This window comes from Desulfovibrio sp. 7SRBS1, from assembly GCF_049723905.1.
Lineage (GTDB): Bacteria > Desulfobacterota > Desulfovibrionia > Desulfovibrionales > Desulfovibrionaceae.
In genome coordinates this window covers 4,060,418-4,082,461 of record NZ_JBJKFD010000001.1, presented here as the reverse complement: position 1 = coordinate 4,082,461, position 22,044 = coordinate 4,060,418, and the positions used below count along the sequence as shown (strand labels likewise).

General features: G+C 57.8%; 17 protein-coding genes and 1 riboswitch. Of the genes, 9 read left to right on the top strand and 8 right to left on the bottom strand.

The window, feature by feature from the left end; all coding sequences use genetic code 11:
• Positions 1 to 86 precede the first annotated feature (86 nt).
• The gene (locus ACI0FJ_RS17985) at positions 87 to 2,057 is read right to left on the bottom strand and encodes a molybdopterin biosynthesis protein (protein WP_424305690.1); all 1,971 of its coding nucleotides are present in this window, start codon (positions 2,055 to 2,057) and stop codon (positions 87 to 89) included.
• Positions 2,058 to 2,219: 162 nt separating this feature from the next.
• Here ACI0FJ_RS17985 and ACI0FJ_RS17980 point away from each other — a divergent pair, with 162 nt between their 5' ends.
• On the top strand, positions 2,220 to 2,915 hold the full coding sequence (locus ACI0FJ_RS17980) for a TVP38/TMEM64 family protein (RefSeq protein ID WP_424305688.1): 696 nt from the start codon (positions 2,220 to 2,222) through the stop codon (positions 2,913 to 2,915).
• A gap of 35 nt (positions 2,916 to 2,950) precedes the next feature.
• Here ACI0FJ_RS17980 and ACI0FJ_RS17975 read toward each other — a convergent pair whose 3' ends face one another.
• The gene (locus tag ACI0FJ_RS17975) at positions 2,951 to 3,592 is read right to left on the bottom strand and encodes a lytic transglycosylase domain-containing protein (RefSeq protein WP_424305686.1); all 642 of its coding nucleotides are present in this window, start codon (positions 3,590 to 3,592) and stop codon (positions 2,951 to 2,953) included.
• A gap of 94 nt (positions 3,593 to 3,686) precedes the next feature.
• Complete coding sequence (locus tag ACI0FJ_RS17970) at positions 3,687 to 4,700, bottom strand: MerR family transcriptional regulator (protein ID WP_424305684.1); 1,014 nt, start codon at positions 4,698 to 4,700, stop codon at positions 3,687 to 3,689.
• 153 nt (positions 4,701 to 4,853) lie between these two features.
• Here ACI0FJ_RS17970 and ACI0FJ_RS17965 point away from each other — a divergent pair, with 153 nt between their 5' ends.
• Positions 4,854 to 5,384 carry a DUF2269 family protein gene (locus ACI0FJ_RS17965; protein WP_424305682.1) on the top strand — a complete coding sequence of 177 codons (531 nt, stop codon included), beginning with the start codon at positions 4,854 to 4,856 and terminating at the stop codon, positions 5,382 to 5,384.
• Here the strand turns inward: ACI0FJ_RS17965 and ACI0FJ_RS17960 are convergent.
• Positions 5,362 to 7,182, bottom strand: coding sequence for a S1C family serine protease (locus ACI0FJ_RS17960; protein ID WP_424305680.1), 1,821 nt, complete (start codon positions 7,180 to 7,182; stop codon positions 5,362 to 5,364). The genes ACI0FJ_RS17965 and ACI0FJ_RS17960 overlap by 23 nt on opposite strands.
• A 211-nt stretch (positions 7,183 to 7,393) precedes the next feature.
• Positions 7,394 to 7,954 carry a cysteine hydrolase family protein gene (locus tag ACI0FJ_RS17955; RefSeq protein ID WP_424305678.1) on the bottom strand — a complete coding sequence of 187 codons (561 nt, stop codon included), beginning with the start codon at positions 7,952 to 7,954 and terminating at the stop codon, positions 7,394 to 7,396.
• A 244-nt stretch (positions 7,955 to 8,198) separates the two neighbouring features.
• A riboswitch (cobalamin riboswitch) is annotated at positions 8,199 to 8,381 on the top strand.
• A gap of 178 nt (positions 8,382 to 8,559) precedes the next feature.
• Between ACI0FJ_RS17955 and ACI0FJ_RS17950 the strand changes: the two genes are divergently transcribed.
• A complete protein-coding gene (locus tag ACI0FJ_RS17950; RefSeq protein WP_424305676.1) occupies positions 8,560 to 9,669 on the top strand; it encodes a sirohydrochlorin cobaltochelatase in 1,110 nt (369 codons plus the stop codon).
• 36 nt (positions 9,670 to 9,705) lie between these two features.
• Here ACI0FJ_RS17950 and ACI0FJ_RS17945 read toward each other — a convergent pair whose 3' ends face one another.
• Positions 9,706 to 11,934, bottom strand: coding sequence for a sigma-54-dependent Fis family transcriptional regulator (locus ACI0FJ_RS17945; protein WP_424305674.1), 2,229 nt, complete (start codon positions 11,932 to 11,934; stop codon positions 9,706 to 9,708).
• A 407-nt stretch (positions 11,935 to 12,341) separates the two neighbouring features.
• On the opposite strand from ACI0FJ_RS17945, the gene ACI0FJ_RS17940 reads away from it, so the two are divergent.
• Positions 12,342 to 12,539, top strand: a complete 198-nt coding sequence (locus tag ACI0FJ_RS17940) for a hypothetical protein (RefSeq protein WP_424305672.1) — start codon at positions 12,342 to 12,344, stop codon at positions 12,537 to 12,539.
• 33 nt (positions 12,540 to 12,572) lie between these two features.
• On the opposite strand, the gene ACI0FJ_RS17935 is transcribed toward ACI0FJ_RS17940, so the two are convergent.
• Together ACI0FJ_RS17935 and ACI0FJ_RS17930 are read right to left on the bottom strand one after the other, a co-directional pair.
• Positions 12,573 to 13,736, bottom strand: a complete 1,164-nt coding sequence (locus ACI0FJ_RS17935; protein ID WP_424305670.1) for an iron-containing alcohol dehydrogenase — start codon at positions 13,734 to 13,736, stop codon at positions 12,573 to 12,575.
• Positions 13,737 to 13,838: 102 nt separating this feature from the next.
• Positions 13,839 to 16,583 (bottom strand): molybdopterin-dependent aldehyde oxidoreductase, encoded by a 2,745-nt coding sequence (locus ACI0FJ_RS17930; RefSeq protein WP_424305668.1) that lies wholly within the window; start codon positions 16,581 to 16,583, stop codon positions 13,839 to 13,841.
• A 604-nt stretch (positions 16,584 to 17,187) separates the two neighbouring features.
• Here ACI0FJ_RS17930 and ahbC point away from each other — a divergent pair.
• The 5 genes from ahbC (at position 17,188) to rpe (ending at position 21,912) form a co-directional block, all read left to right on the top strand.
• Positions 17,188 to 18,423 carry a 12,18-didecarboxysiroheme deacetylase gene (ahbC, locus tag ACI0FJ_RS17925; protein ID WP_424305666.1) on the top strand — a complete coding sequence of 412 codons (1,236 nt, stop codon included), beginning with the start codon at positions 17,188 to 17,190 and terminating at the stop codon, positions 18,421 to 18,423.
• Between the two features lie 69 nt (positions 18,424 to 18,492).
• A complete protein-coding gene (hemB, locus tag ACI0FJ_RS17920) occupies positions 18,493 to 19,470 on the top strand; it encodes a porphobilinogen synthase (RefSeq protein WP_424305664.1) in 978 nt (325 codons plus the stop codon).
• Positions 19,471 to 19,541: 71 nt separating this feature from the next.
• Positions 19,542 to 20,735 carry a heme b synthase gene (ahbD, locus tag ACI0FJ_RS17915; RefSeq protein WP_424305662.1) on the top strand — a complete coding sequence of 398 codons (1,194 nt, stop codon included), beginning with the start codon at positions 19,542 to 19,544 and terminating at the stop codon, positions 20,733 to 20,735.
• On the top strand, positions 20,736 to 21,194 hold the full coding sequence (locus tag ACI0FJ_RS17910; RefSeq protein WP_424305660.1) for an AsnC family transcriptional regulator: 459 nt from the start codon (positions 20,736 to 20,738) through the stop codon (positions 21,192 to 21,194).
• Positions 21,195 to 21,225: 31 nt separating this feature from the next.
• On the top strand, positions 21,226 to 21,912 hold the full coding sequence (rpe, locus tag ACI0FJ_RS17905) for a ribulose-phosphate 3-epimerase (protein WP_424305658.1): 687 nt from the start codon (positions 21,226 to 21,228) through the stop codon (positions 21,910 to 21,912).
• Positions 21,913 to 22,044: the final 132 nt, after the last annotated feature.

Sequence of the window (22,044 nt, the reverse complement as noted above, 5' to 3'; positions counted from 1 at the left end):
CCGTCGGAACAAACCTGGCGGGGGCTTTTTCTGTGTGGGAAACCCTACTCACGGCCTGGCGGTAACTTGGTCGCTGCGCAGGAAAATCATTTTTCCAGGCTTCCCCTCAAGCCATACCCCTCGTGCATGATCTGCCCGGTCAGGGTGGTCTCGTACCCGCCCTGCGCCTCTATCTTGGCCTGCAGTTCTTCGGATTGGATCAGGTTGATCAGGGCCTTTATTTTAAGATCGTCCATATACTGCCAGGGAATAAGAATATCGTAGCGTTCGCGGGCCAGCGGCACAAAGTCCAGGTCCAACGCCCTGGCTGCGGCCATGATGCCCATTCCGCAGTCTGCCGCGCCGGTAAGAACGTTTACGGCCACGGCCATATGGGTAAACTCTTCCTTGCCATATCCCTGCACCTTGGACGGGTCGATACCCGCCTCCTTCAGGTGGTAGTCGCACAAGATACGCGTGCCCGCCCCCCGCTGGCGGTTGATGAAGCAGATGTCTTTCCGGCCGAGGTCGTGGATGCCCCGGATATTTTTGGGGTTGCCCTTGGGCACGATCAATCCCTGGTGGCGGATAGCCAGATTGACGGCCACTATCCGCATTTCCGGCACGTATTTTCTGAGAAACGGAAAGTTGAAATCCCCGCTTTCCGGATCAAACAAATGTGCGCCCGCACACATGGCGGAGCCGTTCTTGAGCGCCATGATGCCGCCCATGGACCCCACATGTGTGGATGCCAGACAAATGGCGGAATCATCGCCTTCGGCCAGAATCCTTCCCTCCATGAGTTCGTCGGCCAGCAGGTCCAGCGTATTGTCGTGGCTGCCCACGCAGACCAGGGTCTGTTCCAGGATGCGCCGCGGCACCAGCAGCTCGGCAGTGATGGTTTTTCCCGCTTCCACTCCCTCGCTGTAGGAGGGAATGCAGGCCATGGCCTGCGCCTTGGTAAGGCTGGAAATCATACCGGCACCGCGGCCCAGCGGCGTGCCCACCCAGGCGTTGCCGGTCCGGCCTACGGCCATCCGCACAAATTCCTCGCGCCCCAGCTTTGAGGGAACGCTGCGCGTGAGCACCACGGGCAGGGTTTCGCGCTGGGTATCGAAACGCCGCACAAGCCAGTCGCACAGGGGCAGAACCAGCTTTTCAAAGCAGATGACAGAAGAGACGGGATACCCCGGCGCGCCTACCAGCATGGCTCCGTTTTCGGCCACGCCAAGCAGGCTCGGCTTGCCGGGCATGGCGGCCACGCCGTGCACCAGCACTGTGCCTACGCGCTCCATGACCGCCCGGGTAAAATCCTTGCTTCCTGCCGACGACCCCGCCCCGATGACCACCACCTGTATCCCGTCGTCCAGAGCCTTGCGTACCGCCGCCTCTATGGCGTCCAAAGAGTCGGGCACCGGAGGCACACGTTCGGCCATCACGCCGCGTTTTTGGGCCATGGCGCAGAGCATGACGGAGTTGCTTTCAATAACCTGCCCCGGTTCGGGCCGCGGATGGAGGGTAAAATCCAAAATTTCGTCGCCGGTGGGAATGACCCGCATGTGCACGGACTCGTACACGTCCACTTCGAAAATTCCCCCGGTCAGCAAGGCGGCCAGGTCGAATTCGGTAAGCACGCGATGGCGCGGTATGATCAGCTCGGTAGCCACGATATCTTCACCGATGCGGCGCACGTTCTGCCAGGGAAAGGCCGGAGCCTCTATTTCCAGGTCTTCGCCCACCTCTATGAGATTCTCCACCATGATGACCGCGTCCATCCCCTGCGGCAATGGATTGCCCGTATTCACCCAGACGAAATCCTTGTCCTTTTCCAACCGCAGCGGTTCGTCCTCCCGGGCTCCGAATGTTTCGCGGGCGCGCACGGCAATGCCGTCCATGGCCGAGGAATGGTAGGTGGGAGATGACGAACGGGCAAAGACAGCTCCGGCCGTGACCCGGTCCAGAGCCTTGTGGGAAGGCAGGGTTTCAACACCTACCAGGGTTTCGCGGTCCAAGGCTTCTTTCAGACGCCGGAGTGCTGTCTCCATGGGGATAGTCTTGAGATATACGTTGCGTTCCATAAAGACTCCTTGCATTCTTCAAAGGAAACACGAAAACTCAAAAATGCGTAATTACCACGTAAATTTCAAATCAGGCATCCCTTGCAGTGTCCATACGTCTTTTGTGATATCTTGTCGTTGTACGCCCGGCAAACGTTTTGACACCAGCAAAAGGAAGAGCACATGACGCGGCAAACACTACGCAAACTCGCCCTGGCCGTTGGAGTTCTGGCGCTGGCCGCGATTTTCTTCGGCCTGGGGCTGCACCGCTACCTGACCCTTGAATACATCAAATCCTCGCAGCAGACCTTTCAAACGCTGTACGCCAGCCACACGGCAGCGGTTCTGGCCGCCTATTTTTTCGGTTATATCGCCATGGTGGCCCTGAACCTGCCGGGAGCATTGGTTGCCAGCCTTGCCGGAGCCGCATTGCTCGGCTTCTGGCCCGCCCTGCTGGTAGTGTCTTTTGCCAGCTCCATAGGCGCAACCCTGGCCTGCCTGCTGGCCCGTTACCTGTTCCGCGACGTTGTTCGCAACCGGTTCAGCCATCTGCTGGACCGCGTGGACAAAGGCATTGCCGAGGAAGGCGCCTTTTATCTTTTCACCATGCGGCTCATCCCGGCCATACCGTTTTTCGCCATCAACCTGGTAATGGGGCTTACGAAAATGCGGCTGGTCACATTTTATTGGGTCTCCCAGCTGGGCATGCTTCCCGGCACCGTGGTCTACCTCAATGCCGGGGCGCAGCTCGGCCAGCTCGAATCCCTTTCCGGCATTCTTTCTCCCGGCATCCTGGCATCCTTTGCCCTGCTGGGAATTTTTCCTTTGGCGACCAAAAAAATCATGGGAATGGTGAAGAAAAAACAGACAGACGCCTAGCAGCGTCCGCAAACAGACTGGGGTTCCAATTTTTTTTACAAGCCCTGGTACAGTTCCAAGACCTCTTGGGCATACTGCCGACCGCGCGGAGTGATGCACCCTCCACCGGCATGGTAGGCAGCCAGGGCCTTCCAGTTTTTGCCGTAGCGGTGAAATTCCTTGCGCAGAATACGCGCGGCAATGGTGAAGTTTGTGGTGGGGTCCAGCAGGCTGGTTGCGTTCACGTTCAGGCGGCGTACCCAGAAGCTGTTGATCTGCATGGGCCCGATATCGAAGTTGGCATTGCGCGGCAGGCTGGCCAAAAACATCCGGGCCTGCTCCCTGTCGCGGAAATAATGGGGCCGCCCGGCCACGCCCACGGTCCAGGCATGCAGGCTGCTTTCGTGCATGGCAATGGCCCACAGAAGCCTTGCGGGGATGCCGGTCTCTCCGGATGCCTCCCTGGCGCTGCGGGCCAATGGTCCGTTGGCCATGACCGGCCCTTCAAAGGGAATGGCAAGCTCCTCCCGCACCTCGGGGGAGACAACAAGATAACGGTGTTCCGCCGCCATTTTAAAGGCACTGCCCGTATGCATTCCCGGCAGCATCATGGCCAGCCCCGCAGGACGCACCATAACACTACCTACCGCCAGGCAGGCGGCCAGCAGAGCTGCTGCATAACGGAAAATCTTCGCCATCACGTTTCCGGAAACAGGTTGGGCACAATCGCAAAAATCCCCATTCGTCGTATCGGACGCATGGGCCAAAAAACTTTAGAGGGGCAATATACGCTTAATCGGGAGGTTGGATCAAGGACAGGGAATAGCGGTAGGCTTCGGACGATTTGTCCTGTCCAGAGGGTTGAGCTGGCCCGGACTCGACTTCCGGGGCCTCGGCTTCCTGGGCCTTGGCATGAGCCGACGGCTCGGAGAGAACGAGAGATGGCTCGGCATTGTCCATATCGTCATCTGCAGGTTCGACCTCCGCAGACGGTGTGAAATCATACTCCACAGGAGCAGGCTTTCTGAAGGCAAGGGGATAGACGCCGGGCAGGAGCGGTCCCATAAAATCTGTTGCAGTCTTGGTGCAGGATGCGGGTGGCGTATCGGACGGGCCCGACGGGTCAGGCGGATACGGGGAGACAGCAGATGCTTCCGAGTTCTCGGACAAATATGGTTGGGCGGGAGAATCCTCGTCCGTGTGGGAGGTCTCTTTCATACCATATATATTTTCTTGGCCGTACGTCGCGTCCTGCCACTGGGCCTCGGCGTCCCCAGCCTCCGATTCCACATATTCGTCTTCGGAGAAATAGGTTTCCTCAGTGGCTTCGTCAGAAATATTTTCGACCGGATTATCCTCATCCAAAATATTTTCGTCTGGGAGAGTCTCGGCTGGCTCCAGCTCGTCGTCGGCTTCGTCCAACACATCACACGGCACATCACCCGCCGCATCACCCGGCGCATCACCCGACGTGTCGCCCAGAGCTTCCAGGGGAATACGGCCCAGCAGAATATCGCGCATGTTCAGCAGTTCGCGCTCGATGTCGCGCATTGTCCCGGCCCGATTATCCTCGGTCAGCTGCTTCTTGGCCCCTTCAATGGTCAGCCCTTTTTCGTGCAGCAGATACTGGATGCGCCGGATGATGCGCAAATGCTCTTCCGTATAGGCACGCTGGCCCGAAGCCTTGCGGATGGGGTCGATCTGGTCGAATTCGGATTCCCAAAACCTCAAAACATACGGTTTCACCCCCAAAAGGCGGGCGGCTTCACCAATTTTGTAGGTTTTATAGCGCGAGAGATCGTCCATGCGCCCAGTGTACCCGGCCCCGCAACATTTGCAAAGGGAGTGGAGACCGACATTTTTTGTTTATTTTCGGCCCTGCCGTCTTTACAACGCTGGCCCCGAGATAGGCAAAAGTGTATGAATTAACCACCTCCCCGCCAACCAAAGGATGCGATCATGGTCGAACTCAAGGGAAACGCGCTCAAGTGGCTGAAAACCGCCCACATATTTGCGGCATGCTTATGGGGCGGCGCGGCAACCGCCCTGGTTGTGGTTCAGTTCGTCCTCAATCCGACCACGGGCGACGAGCTGCACTATCGCGACCTGTGCATGAAGATCATCGACGACTTCGTGGTCGCACCCGGCGCGCTCGGCTGTCTGATTACGGGAATTATCTTTGCGGTGGGCACCAAGTGGGGATTTTTCCGCCACGGCTGGATCATCATCAAATGGATAATGAACATCGGCTTTATTCTGTTCGGCATGGTCTACTTCGTGCCCTGGCTGGATCAGGCCGAGCGCCTTTCCGACACCATGCGCCTGAGCGCCCTGCGCAATGCCGACTACATTCACGCCCACACCATGAACAGCGTTGTGGTGGTGCTGCAAGCCGCCGCGCTCCTCGCCCTGGTCTGGCTCACCATATTCAAGCCCCGACTTTCCGAAATATTCGAGAAATTCGGCCTTAAAACAACGAAGGCGCCCTGAGCGACCGCCCTTCCTGAAATCCGCCGTCCTGCGGGATGGGGAACCCGTCCATGATTTCCGAGTCGCGCGGGCTTTTCTCCGCCGGATTGCCGGGTACGTCCACGCCATTGGAAATATTTTCCAGCCCTGGCTGATCCGAGGCGCGGCGCAGATCGGGCTCCATTGCCGCCTTGTTCCGGCTCCCGGACATACGCGGCATGCGCGGCATATTCGACATGCGCGGCCCATCCTCTTTGTTTTTTCCCGTATAGACCAGAATCTGCACCATATAGGGAACCACCCGGTCGAAGAGCTGCTCCAGGCTGAGTGCGGACAAATCGGCCCGCCGCTGCATGGCCTGCGTTGCACCCGGAACCATGGCCGCCAGGGCCCGCAGGTATTCCACTTTGACGCAGTAGTTGACGTTTTGCGGCACCACCCCGAGGCGGTTCAAAAAGAGCTTGGAATTGAGCGAGGAAACAACCACGCCAACCACGTTGCCCTGACGGTTGATGGCCGCCCCGCCGCTGTTTCCCGGCTGGATGGGGTTGGTGACCTGCATGGTGTTGGGTTCGTCCGATGGGCCGGAAAGAGCGCTGACCACGCCGGTTGTCAGCTTGCAGCTTCCGCCCAGGGAGGACGGCAGGGGAAAGCCCGCAGTCATAAGCTCCTGCCCCACCCGGACTTCTCCTGGGCGGGCAAAGCCGAACGGCGGGGTACCCAGCCCGGAAAGTGCGGGTCCGGCATTTTCAAGGCGCAGCAGGGCAAGGTCGTTGCGCACGTCGCGGGCCGCCACACGGGCGGTGAAAGTTTTATCCAGCGTGGAAAAGCGGACCTTTATCCGGCCCTTTTTCTCCACCACATGGTTGTTGGTAACCACAATCCCCGAGCCATCCAGCAGAAAGCCGCTGCCCGACACGGCAGGGGTGGTTCCATCTTCATTATCAAAATCACGCGGGTAGATGCGGATGAACCGGGTTGCCGTGCCCCGGCCCGAGTAGGGATCTGTGGAACGGAATTCCAGCACGCCATATTTGTTGATGATGAACGTACCGCCAGTTACGGCCTTGTCTGCCCAGGCCATTTTGCCGGTGTAGGCGTTGTCGTAGGCTGTACGCTTGAAATTAAGCATGACGTCGCCGGGTTGCCAGGCGGGCAGATCAGAGGAAAGAACAATCCCCACAAAGTCTCGCTTGTCCGGTACAAAAGAGGAAAAGACCGCCACCTGGCAGGCATCGTCCCACGATGTCCAGATGCCTTCCACCTTGTCCAGAGTGCCGAGGTGCTCGTCGAAATACCGCTCCAAGTCCTGGCGCGAACGGTCTATGTTCTCCCACTCTCCGGCCAGAAGGCGGTCCTTGCTTTTCTGGGCCTCGGGCGAATAGCCCTGGTACAGCTCGAACACGCCGCCCAGCGCCTTGCGCACTGCCTCCACGGCCTGGTCGCGCGGCTCCAGAAAGCCGCCGCCGTACTCGGCCTCGCCGCGGTAGATCACACGCTTGTCCACGTAATCCAGCAGCCTTACCTGGGCCCGCGCCTCCCACTCCATGGCGATGGTACGCGAATTCAGCACCAGCACTTTGGACCGTTCCTTCATGGGCAGGGCATCGGCCCTATAGACGCTGATCACTTCGAACCCCATGCCGCCGAACATCCGCTCCAATTCCATGGCAAGCATCAGGTCGTCGTTGCGGTCGGCCACCACAACGTATTTGTACGCGTTGAGGTCGACGCCTTGTTCCGTGGCATAATGGGACTTGCCGCAGGCGGTGCAGAGCAGGACGCAGCAGAGCAGAAACAGGAGGGCTCGATTTCGCATGCTCCCGGTATGACGTATCAAAAGAAACACGTCAATCTATTGCCGATTTAGGGACAGGGTATCATTGCCATCTCCTGCCCTATTCCCTTCTCCTGCCCGCCTTTCCTCGCGCCCAGTCCAGATTCGCCGGTCCAGATTCGCCGGTCCAGATGCGCTGATCCCGAAACGCTGCAAAAAAGAACGTCGGATTGAAACGATCGATTCGCCGCCGCTACGCGCTCAATAACTGCTTGGTCGTAATGACTTCGCAAAATTCCTTATGCAAGCTGCATAAATTCACAGCTAAAATTATTTCAGCACTATATTCTATGCCATCCGGACCAATTTTATTGAATGTTGCTGTGGCGTCGGAAACAAGCAAGACATCAAAACCAAGGTTCCCCGCCATACGCGTGGTTGTTGACACACATTGGTCTGCTGTTAAGCCTATGATAACGACTTTTTCAATATTTTCAGACCGGAGATACGATTCCAAATCTGTACCAATAAAGGCACTGTGCACAGACTTCTGAAAGATTGGCTCCCCTGCAATGGGCTCTGCTTCCGGCTTGAACTCAAATCCAGGTTGGCCTGGGCGAAGTGGTGAGTCTGGATTTACAGAACAATGCTGGATGTGAATTACAGAACGTTTTTCCTTCCTCCAAAATGAGATTATACGAGAGATGTTCTCTTCTGCCTTTGGATTGCTTCTTTCTCCAAAAATAGGATCGTCCAATCCTTTTTGCACATCCATCACAATAAGCGCTGTCTTTGCATCTGGTGTATAGCCCATATTTCATCTCCATCTGGTTTATTATTCATACAACATGAGACAGAGTCGATCTTTCTGATCGTCCGACAGTTTCCATGACGTTGTTTATAAGAAAAAGAAGAGGGTTGAGTTAACTCGTATGATGAACGACCTGAACAACCGCAACACACAAAATCAACCTCTGTAGTATAGAAAAACCGCCCCAGCCTGCCTACTCTTTTTTGGAAATCCTGCGCGCCCCGGTTTGACTTTCCATGTCCCCCAATATATCCATTTTTTTGTTGGTCCCGTAGGGTTAAACAGGGAAGCTGGTGAAAAACCAGCGCTGCCCCCGCAACTGTAAGCGAAGAGACAATTTCCCCTGCCATTGGTCACCGAAAACTCGGGAAGACCTGGAAATCGTCATTGACTCACAAGCCAGGAGACCTGCCAACAACACCTTCTCCGCCAGGAAAAGCGGGAGTGCTTTTCAGACGGAATTCGCCAGGCGTGGTCCAAACGGCCCCGCGCGCCATATACGAACCAGTTTCGAATATATTGTTGTTTGCTCCCTAACGTCCTGTAATGGCCTGTGCCCATTTGGACCAATCTGGGGGATTCCCCTTTGCTTGCCCCAAGGAGACACCATGCCCCAAGTACCCCACAAGCCCCGGAAAAAAGCCGCTCCCAAAGAACATAGTGCGCACGATGCAGCCAGCGGCACATGTTGCCATGGTCATGCCCATGACCATAACCATGACCATGAAGAACACCACCACGGGCACCAGCATCACCATAACGGGAATGCCCCTGATCACCACGATCACGATGCTCACCGTGACCACCATGACCACATCGAGCACGATGATCACCACGGTCACGACGATCACGACAATCAGCATAACGAACATTGTCATCATTCCCACCATCATCACCACGGCGGCGTCCCCAAACCCCGCACCGGCAAACACGGCATCCTGCTCTCGGCCTTTGGCTGCGCACTGCCGCACACCCACAAATATTATGATCTGTTCGAAGAAGAAGTCCGGGCAGCCTACCCGGACATGGACGTTCGCTGGGCCTTCACGGCCAACCGCATACGGGCCAAACTTCGTGCGCGAGGCATGGAACACCTGTCCGTAGCCGAAGCCCTCTCGCAGATGGTCGACGACGGATTCAGCCATGTGGCAGTACAGTCCGTGCACACCGTACCGGGCGTGGAATACGAATGGACCGTGCAGCAGGCAAAGGCCATGGTCCACCCACGCAAGGGGCTGACCAAAGTGACCATTGGCGCGCCGCTCATGCAGACCATGGCAGACATGGAACGCACCGCCCAAATCATCATGCACAGCCTACTGCCCAAGACAGAGGCGAACGACGGAATCATCCTGGTGGGACACGGCACCTATCACCAGGGCCATGCATTTTATCTGGCATTGGAAAATCTGCTGATGCGGACCGCACCCAACATCGCCATGGGTACGCTCATGGACAGGAACGGTCCGGCGGAAATAGGACAGCGGTTCCTCGACAAGGGCGTGCAGCGCGTTTTTTTGGTGCCCTTCATGTGTCTGCCCGGCCATCACGTGCAGGTGGACATGTTCGGCGACAAGGCCCAGGCCTGGAAACAGGTCCTTTCCTCCATGGGGTTGGAGGTCATGCCCGTCACCACCGGATCTTTGGAACACAAGGCCTTCCGCGACATCTGGCATGACCATCTGGCCAAGGCCGTGGCCGCCTTGCAAAAGGGGTAGCGCACTGGCCAAAGTCGGCTGAACGCTTCCGAGAAATTATTCCTCGCGAAAGGAATCCAGCGACAAACCGTGCCGCCTGAGGTGCGCATAAAAGGTAACGCGGGAAACTCCCACCTCCTTTGCCGCTGCACTGACGTTTCCGCTCGATGCATGCAAGGCCCGGATAATGCGCCTTCTCTCCCTGCTGTGGTTGGACTCCTCCAAAGGTTCCGTCCTGCTTTCCCACAGCCCGCCGGGCTGGATGTCGGGCTGTGTGGCGGTTTCGACCTGCGGGGCGAACAGCCCGGCAGCTGGCTCCAGATCCGCCCCACAAACCGGTCCACAAAAAGGCTCGTGAACCGCCGAACCCACAGGCTTCCCAAACGGTTCCCCCAAATCTTCGCCCAAATTTTCCCCCGACGAGGCCATCCAAATTTCCGACGGCAAATCATCCCGACGAATAAGAGGCCCGTCGGCCATCACGGCTGTGCGCTCCACCAGATTTTCCAGTTCCCGCACATTCCCCGGCCAGTTGTAGGCTTCCAGACAGTGCATGGCGCCAGGGCTGAACCCATCCAGCCTCTTGCCCAGTGTGGGAGTAATCTTTTGCAGGAAAAAATTGGCCAGCAGTCGGACGTCCCCACGGCGGTAATTCAACGGCGGTACATTAATAACCAGCACATTGAGCCGGTAGAACAGGTCGTTGCGGAATGTGCCGTTTTGCACCGCCTGTGTAAGGTTGCGGTGTGTGGCCGCGATAACCCGCACATTCACCTGCCGCGAACGCTTGCCCCCAACGCGCGTCACTTCCCCTTCCTGCAACACCCGCAGCAGATTGACCTGTGCAACCAAAGGCATGTCGCCGATTTCGTCGAGAAAAAGAGTGCCCCCGTCGGCCAGCTCGAACTTGCCGGGTGCGCCCTGGCGCGAAGCCCCGGTAAACGCCCCCGCCTCGTATCCAAAAAGTTCGCTCTGCACCAAATCGCGCGGGATGGTGCCACAGTTGATGACAATAAAGGGCTGGTCGCGCCGGTCGCTGGCGTTGTGAATGGCCTGGGCAAACAGTTCCTTGCCCACGCCGCTCTGCCCCAAAATAAGGGTGGTCATGGAGTTTTCGCTGGCCTTGTGCGCCATTTTCAGCGCCTTGTGCATACTCCGGGACTCACCCAAAATGTCGTTGAAATTGTACACGGCCTTGGCCCGCGTAATCCGGTTGGTCAGCTTGTGCACACGGCGGCTTTCCCGAAGCGTCAGGCAGATGCCCCCTTCCGGAAGCGGGGAAGAAGAATAAACGCATTGCAGGGCCGTGCCGTCCGCCAGCCGCAGGGAGCATTCGCTGTCCTTGACTATTTGCTCGGACTCGAAAAGATCATCCTCCCCCACCACGTCGGCAAAGTCCGCAAATGGTTTTCCCGCCACATCCTCTGCGCAATGAAACATGCGCCTGGCATAGTGGTTCATCACCCGCACGCGGTCTGCGGCATCCAGCACCACCACGGCTTCGCCGAGAAGATCCATTATGGTCCGCGTCTCACGGAGCAGATGGCGCAGGCGCATCTGCTCCGTAACCGCCTTGGCTGCGGAAATGATCAGCCCGAAGGTGTGGTGGTTGAAGCTGTCGCGCTCCATGGTCATGGAAAGGCTTCCGACCAGATTGCCTTCAAAGTCGAACACCGGCGCGGCAGCACAGGACCAGCTGTCGAAATACGGGTTGTAATGTTCACAGCCCAAAACACAGGTGGACGCCTTTTCTGCCAGGCAAAGGCCCATGGCAGTGGTGCCCTCTATGTTTTCGCTGCCTACCAGCCCCCGCAAAGGGCTGCTTGCCCTGCGCCCGGCCCCCATGTCGTCACCCAGGGTGTGCAGGTACACACCATTGGTGTCCGTCAAAATTATACAGTTGCTTGTGGGATGGATGTTGTCCAGCAGCTCTTCCATGATGGGCTTTGCCGTGGAAAGGAAAAATTCGTTCTGGTCGATAATCCGTTCCAGATCCGCGCTCCCCAGGCGAACCGAAGGCAGCCCGCGATACGGTGCTTTGGCAGCGCGAGAGCGTTTCCACGAACGGAGAATGTGGGGCCTGATGGCCGTGAACTGGGCAGGCTCTCCCCTGTGAAATTGCCTGCGTTCATCGTAGATTTTTTTCCAGAACAGCGAGTGGGAGGTACCAGGGACGGAAAAGTCGCTGTAGAATTCGGTCGCGTCCAGACCAGCGCAACCATCTGGACAGTCTTCCTGTAACTTTTCAACGGGTCTGCTGTCGCGTGCGGAGGCGGAAGAGGACATACTTCACTCCTACCGGATTGTCAGAGTAGCTGCAGAATTGGCTGCCGACAGGGCGCAATGGAGTTGTTCGTGCACCTTTTTGAAGCAGCCCACCCAATTGAACGATCGCATCGCTCGAAGATGGCATAAAATCGCCTTTGATATTCTGTTGAGTGTACGACGAGAGGAGAGCGTCGGCAAGGTAAGTCCTAAAATTCACATGGGGATCTAGCTGATATTATTAGCATATACGCTAAAATAAACATAAGCCGCGGCCCCGAAGTTCATTCGGGGCCGCGGCATAAAAATGAACTTCAGGGCCGCGGCATGAAAGGGTCTTTTCCAAAATTCCCAGACGGCAGCAGGGGCACTCTTGAGGCTGCGGCGAACAGCACCCTCACTTCGGGAGGAAGCAGAAAGGTGATGGTATGTACAGGAATCCGGAAAAGGGGATGGTCTTTTTGAAAACAAAGCCCCACTACAACGCTCTCGGCAACATGACGAATCCGGATGAGATGATGGCCGCCCCCGTAAAGACGACGAATTCCATGATCAAGATATCCTTCGGCAAAACAATGCCGGGCAGCTCCCGCCGTACACAGCGTACGGGGACGGACCACGAATGATCCGTCCCCGAGAGTGGGATGGAGTTCCGACGGTTACCAGCAGCTGTTATACAGCCCGATGACTTCCTTCAGGGTTGGTATTCTTGGAGTTGTAGGGGTGGAAACTTCGTTCAGGGCATCTTGCGACAGGGCTTCGATATCCTTGGCATCGACGGTTGCTCCCACCATGGCCGCCACTTCCGTGATGGTTCTGGGAATGCCCACATCGTCGTTAAGGCGCTGGACCGCCTGGCACACGGCATCTTCCGGGAAGGTCCCAAGGTCGGTCAGCCCGCTGGCTCTGGCAATATCCGTCATCTTCGCGCGGCAGACGATCTTGTTGTAATTGAGCACCGTGGGCAGGCAGACCGCATTGGCGAAACCATGCGGGAAATTATAGAACGCGCTCAAGGGGTGGGCCATGGAATGGACGAGACCCAATCCTGCATTACTGAAGGCAATTCCGGCCATGGTCTGGGCATAAGCCATTTTTTCCCGAGCCTCGACATCATTGCCGTTGCCCACGGCCCTGCGCAGATACTTGAAGATGAGCTTGATGGCGCCAAGGGCCATGGCGTTGCTGTATTCCATGGCGCCTATGGAGATGTAGGCCTCTATGGCGTGGGTCATGGCATCCATGCCTGTGGAGGCAGTGATGGCTGCGGGCAGTCCGGTCATGAGGAGCGGATCGATGATCGCCACGTCGGGCAGCAGACGACCGTCCAGAAGAACCATCTTCCAATGGTGATCTTCCTGGGTGTTGGTGATGACGCAGGCACAGGTGGATTCGGAGCCGGTACCCGCCGTGGTGGGAATGGCGATGTAGAACGGCAGCGGAGCCTTGAGCATGCCCATGCCACGGTATTGGTCTATGGTGCCGCCGCTGGTAGCTAAAACTCCGCATGCCTTGGCTGCATCCATGGAACTTCCGCCGCCAAGCCCTATAAGACAGTCGCACCCTTCCTTTGTATACAGAGCAAAGGAATCCGTCGCATTCTTCTCGTTGGGGTTGGCAACAGTTTCGGTGTAGAGCGCATACGGAATGCCCGAATCTTCAAGGATCTGTTCGACCTTTTTGCACAGCCCCGCTTTGACAATCCCGATGTCGGTCACAATAAGGGGCTTTTTCAATCCCTGCGTCTTGATTGTTTCGGGAAGCTTTTCCAGTGCGCCTGCTCCGGTAAAGATCATGTTTGCCATTTGGAACGCAGTAATCATAGCTCGCCTCGTTTCTTTAAAAGATTACGTAAGCTTGAAGGGCGCCAACCAAAACCATGTGTTCTGCGGCAGGGCTCCGCCCGCAGACGGAGCCCCCGCGCATTATTGCACTTCTCCCAAAGCCTCCAGCACTCTCTCGGGAATTGCCGGTAATCTGTATATCCGGGCCCCGCAGGCATTGCGGATGGCATTGAGGACAGACATGTGGGGATTGACCATGGGGCCTTCACCGGCTCCCGATGCCCCAAAGGGGCCATGGTCACGCAGGTTGTTTTCAAAGTATTCAATCTCTATGTCGTCCGGTATGCTTTCAATGTAGGGAAAGCCCCCGCCGATCATGGTGGAGTGTTTTTTCACGTCTTCGAAATCCTCGCTCAGGGCCAGGCCTATGCCCTGCGCGATGCAGCCGTATATCTGGCCGTCCACTGCCAGGCGGTTGTTGATGGAACCCAGGTCGGCAACGCAGGACATCTTGTCCACCTTGACCTTGCCAGTGGCGATTTCCACCGAAACCTCGGCCATGTAGATAGTGTACATGCAGTTGACGAAAGGCTCTCCCAGCCCGGTTTCCGGATCACAGACGCTGCCGGGGGAGGAGTAGGTGCCGTCGAACCGGGTGGGTTTTTCAGCAGCCATGGCCTCATCATAGGTCATATAGGTTCCGTCGGGCTTTTTCAGGGTATCCAGCATGGCCTTGCAGGCTGCCTTGAGTGCATTGCCCACAACCACCTGGGAACGCGACGCACCAGCGGGACCTGCGGGCGGCTGTTTGGCGGAATCCGGCCAGCTGAAACGGATCTTGTCTGCCGGAATCTTCATGGGGAGCAAGGCTTCGTGGGTGGTGCCCACTGCGCCGATGTCGGCCCCCTGCCCATGGTCTTCCCAGGAGCAGCCAAGGGTTACGCCGTTGTCCGGATCGTACTGGATGAAAACTTCAGCCGTATCCACGCCGTCGGCACCTGCGCCATACACGCCCACGGCAATGCCCACGCCCTTTTTGATTTCATCGGTCGAGGCCTCGGCAGTACGCTTGCAGGCTTCCTTGTAGCGGGGCCGGAGCGCGTCCAGAAGCTGCGGCAGGGCAATAACGTCGGGCGTTGCTCCGGTGGGCGTTGTGGAGCCTTCGCGGTAGCAGTTGATGTACCTGAATTCCAACGGGTCCACTCCCAGCGAGTAGGCCAATTCGTCCACCAGGGTTTCCCCGGCAAATACGGACTGCACCCCACCGAAGCCGCGGAACGCCGCGCCCCAGGCATGGTTGGTGCAGACGGTGCGGCCCATGCCCCGGATGCTCGGGATGTCGTACCCGGCACCAATGAACTGGATTCCGCGGCCTGTCAGCACGCTGCCCATTTCGCAATAGGGGCCGTGGTCCACGGAGTAGTCGTGTTCCAGGGCCAGGATGCGGCCTGTTTTCTTGTCCGCAGCCATGCGCGCGCTGATGTGGAACGGCGAACGCTTGCCCGTATAGATCATCTGCTGGCGGTAGTTGTAGCGCAGCAGACAGGGATGGCCGGTGGCCATGACCGCGGCGCCCACCAGGGCTTCGGAAGTGGGACTCAACTTGTACCCGAAGGTGCCGCCCATGGGGTTGGAGGCAATCGCTATCTTGTCGGGAGTCAGCCCCAGCCCTTCGGCAATCATGAAGCCATGCAGGTGGACGGCAATGGACTTGCTGTGGATATGCAGCAGCCCGTCCTCGTCGTGATAGGCAAAGGCCACGTCCGGTTCGATGGGCATATGCGGCTGTCGGCTGGTGACAAAGTTGCCTTCCGCCACAACCACGTCGTCCCGGTCAAAGATGGGAGCGGTGTTCTCCCCTTTAATGAGCGGCTGGGTGAAATAGACATTGGGCGTGCCCGGATGGATTTCAATGGCATCTTCGGCCATGGCTTCCGGAGCACTCAGGTAGGCGGGCAAAGGCTCAAGATGTACTTCGACCTTCTTGGCCGCTTCGCAGGCTTCCTCATAGGTTGCCGCACAGACCACCGCCACCACGTCGCCGTATTGGAAAACCTTGGTGTCGTTGATGATGGGCCGTTCCCAGCCGTCGCCCTTGTGATACGGGCTTTGCACCAGACCGAAAATGCGGTTCTTGCCCTGCACGTCCTTGGCTGTGAGCACGGCATGCACGCCGGGCATTGCTTCGGCCTTCGACGTATCCACTCCCAAAATATTGGCGTGGTGGACCTCGGCCTGTACCAGAGCCAGGTGCAGTGTATCCTCGGGCATTTTCAGCCCCAGGTCCGCGCCGTAGTCCAGCGTGCCGGTCACCTTGGCTTCGGCCGTGGGACGGGGGTATTTCGAGCCCCAAATCCGGCCGTCTTCGGGCATTTTGAATTCCAGGCTGTCCTCGGGAGCGTCGCCCCGCATCACTTCGGCGGCAGCCATGACCGCATCGACCAGCGGCTTGTACCCTGTACACCGGCAGGCGTTGCGGTGCTCCTGAAACCAGCCCCGTACTTCTTCACGGGTGGGGCTGTCGTTGACATCCAAAAGGCCCTTGGCCGAAACAATGAAACCGGGCGAACAAAAACCGCACTGGGCCGCACCGTGGGTGGACCAGGCCTTTTGCAGCGGGTGCATGTCGCCGGGCTTGCCAATGCCTTCAATGGTTGTGATGTTCGATTTATCAGGAACCCGCTTCATTTTGGTTATGCACGAGCGGACGACCTTTCCATTAAGGATGACGGAGCAGGCTCCGCATTGTCCTTCACCGCATCCCACCTTTGTTCCCGTAAGATGCAGCTGTTCGCGAAGCACCTCGGCCAGAGTGGATTTTGGGGAAGATACAACTGAAGTTCTAACTCCATTGATGTACAATTCTTTCTGCAACAATGAACTCATGGCGTACTCCGTTTTTTGCAACTTCAAAGGCAAATGGCGTGCCATAAAGTTCCATTGCGTATAACCACCTGAAAGTACGTACTTTTCACCATGTATTCGCCCCTTTACAACTTCATGGCCCGTGTTCATTCTGCCTTTACATGTAAAGAGCGGGGTTAACAGATGGCCCCACCTGTTAACAGGAAAATGCTCCCCCTTTACACCTCGCCCTGCCCTTCTGTTTCTATTGTTCTGTGCATGCAATGCGGCAAAGCAGGTTCCCGGACAGAGGAAAAAAAGAAGAGACTCGGAGTGCGATCTGCTTACCGAACCAGCACCGGAACGAACCAAACACGTGCCACAACTCTTCCAATCCGTACCAAGCAATCACTGAAAAGCCCCAACTACACTCGAAACACGCCGCCCTTCCCTCTTGAACTCTTGTGCGGTCCATAAAAAAACAGCCGCCCCATACTGAACTTTTTTCCGACTCACCAGTTAACGACCAAACCAGTAGGAAATATAAGGAAAGATGATTTTTCCGCCCGCACGCCCGGCCCTGTTCAACCAAATCGCTTTGTGCTATGCCTCGGACTCCAAACTTCTCGGGAGGAATCATTCTTACATGATAGGTATATCGAAACTATATTGTGGTTCCGTGGAACCCTCGGATGCTCTGCGTTATGGCCGCGAATCCGGCAAGCTGCCGTCGCATCTGCTGCAATTTTCCAAAGACAAGAAACCGGTGGTGGTCTGGAACTCGACCCGCCGCTGCAACCTGCGCTGCGTGCACTGCTATGCCCAGGCCGTGGACCCGGACGGCAAGGATGAAATTTCCACCGAACAGGGCAAGGCCCTTATTGACGACCTGGCCGCCTACGGTGCGCCGGTCATGCTCTTTTCCGGCGGCGAACCCCTGGTGCGCAAGGACCTGGTGGAACTTGCCCAGCACGCCACGGACAAAGGCATGCGGGCCGTCATCTCCACCAACGGCACCCTGATTACCCGCGAAAAGGCCAAGGAACTCAAGGAAGTCGGCCTTTCCTACGTGGGTATTTCCATGGACGGCGGAGAAGAAATCCACGACCGCTTTCGCGGCGTATCCGGCGCATATAAAAAAGCCATCCAAGGCATAGAGAACTGTAAGGCCGAAGGCCTCAAGGTGGGGCTGCGCTTCACCATCAACAAGCGCAACGCACAGGAAATCCCCACCCTGTTCCAGGTGCTCGAAGATCTGGAAATTCCCCGCATCTGTTTTTACCACCTGGTCTATTCCGGACGCGGTTCCGAACTGATAAAGGAAGACCTCTCCCACGAGGAAACCCGCGCCACGGTGCATCAGATCATCGACCTGACCAAGGCCCAGTTCGACAAGGGCAATGAAAAGGAAGTCCTGACCGTGGACAACCACGCGGACGGCCCCCTTGTTTGGCTGCGCCTGCTCAAGGAAGATCCCAAACGCGCCGAGGAAGTGCTGGAACTGCTGTCCTGGAACGAGGGCAACAGCACCGGACGCGGCATCGGCTGTATTTCCTGGGACGGAAAGGTCCATGCCGACCAGTTCTGGCGCCACCACACATTCGGCAACGTGCTGGAACGTCCGTTCTCGGAAATCTGGGACGACCCGAACATCGAACTGCTGCACAAGCTCAAGAACAAAAAGCCCTACGTGAAGGGCCGTTGCACCAAATGTCGCTTTCTGGACATCTGCGCCGGCAACTTCCGGTCGCGCGCCGAGGCATTCTACGGCGACATATGGGCACAGGACCCGGCCTGCTACCTCACAGACGAGGAAATTGCAGGCGAACCGGTCATCAGCAAAGGCACGCTGGCTCAGCAGGCCTGCGCCTGCGACGATTAAATCCGACGCCCGCGAACGTCCGCTGCGGCGGATACGTTTGCGGCGTGCCGCGAATTCGAGGAGCACACCATGGATTTTTTCAGAGGACGCCGCCTGCGCATGACACCCGCCATACGCAGCATGGTGGCGGAAACCTCCATTGAAGCGCGCAATCTGATCATGCCCTACTTTGTGGCGGAAACGGACGACACGTCGTTCGCCAAGCCCATCAGCTCCATGCCGGGGCAGTTCCAGCTTTCCATTCCCAAACTGCTGGAACGGGTGGGCAAGGCCGTGGACAACGGCATGAACTCCTGCATGCTGTTCGGCATACCGGCCCACAAGGACCCGCAAGCCTCCCAGGCATATGCCGACGACGGCATTGTGCAGCAGGCCATGCGGGCGCTCAAGGATGCGCATCCCGACCTGTGCGTGGTGGCCGACACCTGCCTTTGCGAATACACCTCGCACGGCCATTGCGGCCTGGTGCAGGGCGAAGAGATAGTCAACGACCCCACCCTGGAACTGCTGGCCAAAACCGCGGTGTCCCAGGCACGGGCCGGAGCCGACATCATTGCCCCGTCCGACATGATGGACGGACGCGTGGCCGTCATCCGCGAGGCTCTGGACCTGGAAGGGTTCACCAACGTTCCCATCATGTCCTATGCGGTCAAATACGCCTCGGCCCTGTACGGTCCGTTCCGCGAAGCCGCGGAAGGCGCACCCAAATTCGGAGACCGCAAGTCGCACCAGATGGACCCGGCCAATGCCAGGGAAGGCCTGCGCGAAGCCGAGGCCGACATGCTGGAAGGCGCGGACATGCTGATGGTCAAACCCGCCGGTGCCTACCTGGATGTCATCCGCACCCTGCGCGACAACTTTGCCGCGCCCATTGCCGCCTATCAGGTGAGCGGCGAGTACTCCATGATCAAAGCCGCCGGACAGCTTGGCTGGATAGACGAGGAAAAGGTCATGTGGGAATCGCTGATAGCCATCAAGCGGGCCGGGGCGGACATCATCCTGACCTACTTTACGGAAACGGCGCTGGAACTGCTGAACAAAAAATAACCTCCCCTGCCTCCGCCCTCCCCCCGCACATCTGCCGGGGAGGGCCGGGAGGACGGGGCGGAGCCTGACATATGCACCAACACCCCCATGCCCAAAGCGGGCATCCCGCAGAACATCCTGGCGGACATGCCAAAGGCCACCCCCACGGCCATCCGGGCAGCGAAAAAAAGCCCGTGATGAAACTGGAAGACGGCTCGCCCGCCTGCCGCCTCATTGCCTGGGAAATCACCCGCTCCTGCAACCTGGCCTGCAAGCACTGCAGGGCCGAGGCGCATCTGGAGCCCTATCCCGGAGAGCTGACCACAGAGGAAGCCAAGGCGCTCATCGACACCTTCCCCGATGTGGGCAACCCCATCATCATATTCACGGGCGGTGAACCCCTTATGCGCAAGGACTGGCCGGAACTGGTCCGCCATGCCAAATCGCTGGGACTGCGCTGCGTCATGGCTCCCAACGGCACGCTCATCACCCCCGAAACCGCACGGCTGATGAAGGAAGTAGGCATAGAACGCTGCTCCATTTCCATCGACGCGGCCGACGCCGCCAACCACGACGAATTCCGCGGCGTGCCCGGCGCGTTTGAAAAATCCATGCAGGGCATCCAGTACCTCAAGGATGCGGGCATCGAATTTCAGCTGAACACCACGGTTACGCGCAACAACCTGTCCATGTTCAAGGACATCTTTCACCTGGCCGAAGACCTCGGCGCATCGGCCTGGCACATCTTTCTGCTGGTGCCCACGGGCCGCGCCTCGGAACTCGGGGCCCAGGTCATTTCCGCCGACGAGTACGAGAACGTGCTCAACTGGTTCTACGATTTTCAGAAGACCACGGACATGCAGCTCAAGGCCACCTGCGCCCCGCACTACCACCGCATTTTGCGGCAGCGGGCCAAGGAAGACGGCATTCCCGTCACCTTCGAGAACTTCGGCCTGGATGCCGTAAGCCGCGGCTGTCTGGGCGGCGTGGGCTTCTGCTTCATTTCCCATACCGGGCAGGTGCAGCCCTGCGGCTACCTGGACCTGGACTGTGGACAGACCAAGGAAACCCCGTTCCCGGAAATCTGGCGCAAGTCGGTTCCTTTCAATGAATTTCGCAACCCGGATTGCTACAAAGGCAAATGCGGTGTATGTGAATACGAGCGTGTATGCGGCGGATGCCGCGCCCGCGCCCAGACCATGCGCGGCCATTACCTGGAAGAGGAACCCCTGTGCTCCTACCAGCCGAAAAAGGCCCAATTGCTGGAATCGAAAAAGGATAAATAGATGGACAGCACCGACGCAGCCATACTCAACATCATACAGTCCGGGTTTCCCCTGGTTTCCCGCCCCTATGCCGCGGTTGGCGAACAGGTGGGCCTTACCGAGGCCGAAACACTTGCCAGGGTGCGCGCCCTCAAGGATAGCGGCCTCATCCGCCGCATCGGAGCCAATTTCCAGTCCACCAAACTGGGCTGGCACTCCACGCTGTGCGCGGCCCGCGTCCCCGAGGACCAGGTAGAGGCGTTCGCCGCGGAGATCAACCGGCATGTGGGCGTAACCCACAATTATCAGCGACGTCACACCTACAATGTATGGTTCACCTACATTGGAGAGTCCAAGGAATACGTTGCCAGACGTCTCCGGGAAATAACGGAAAAAACAGGAATTCACGTCTTGAACCTGCCTGCGGAAAAAATGTACAAGATCAAGGTGGACTTCAAGATGAAAGATCAAAAAGCATAATGATTTCAAAATTCGAGGGGTTTTCTCACGCATGAGCAAAGACATCATTCTTTCTCCGTCCCTGCTTTCCGCCGACTTCAGCCGCCTGTCCGAAGAAGTCAAAGCACTGGAAGCGGGCGGACTCAAGTGGGTGCATCTGGACGTCATGGACGGCCATTTCGTACCCAACATCACGTATGGCCCGCCTGTCATCAAAGCCATGCGCAAGGAATGCTCCCTGTTCTTCGATTGTCATCTGATGATTGACAGGCCCGAGCGCTATATTCCGGAATTCGTTGACGCGGGTGCGGACATGCTGGTGGTGCACGCGGAATCCACCAACCATCTGGAACGGGTGGTTACGCAGATTTCCGACCTCAACGTAAAGTGCGGCGTGGCGCTGAACCCGGCCACCCCCCCGGAGGCCATCAAATACCTGCTGCCCCAGCTGGACATGGTGCTTGTCATGAGCGTCAACCCCGGATTTGGCGGGCAGATGTTCATCCCCTTCTCCCTGCAGAAGATCCGCGACCTCAAAGAAATGATCATGGCCGCAGGTTCCAAAGCCCTTATCCAGGTGGACGGCGGCGTTACGCCGGAAAACGTGGCCGATCTGGTGGACGCGGGCACGGACGTACTGGTGACAGGTTCCGCCTTTTTCAAGTTTCCGCCCTACGACAAGCGGCGCGAACTTTTCGAGTTCCTGGCGCACAACCGCTTTGCCCAGGACGGAATGTAGCATTGAAATGCGGGGAGGCGGACTTGTCCGGTTCCCCGCTTTGCAAAACAAGTAGGATGTCCGCACAATTCGCCCATGCACCTTGCGGAGGACTGCGCACCTGAAAAATGTGATTTCTGACCGCTCATACCG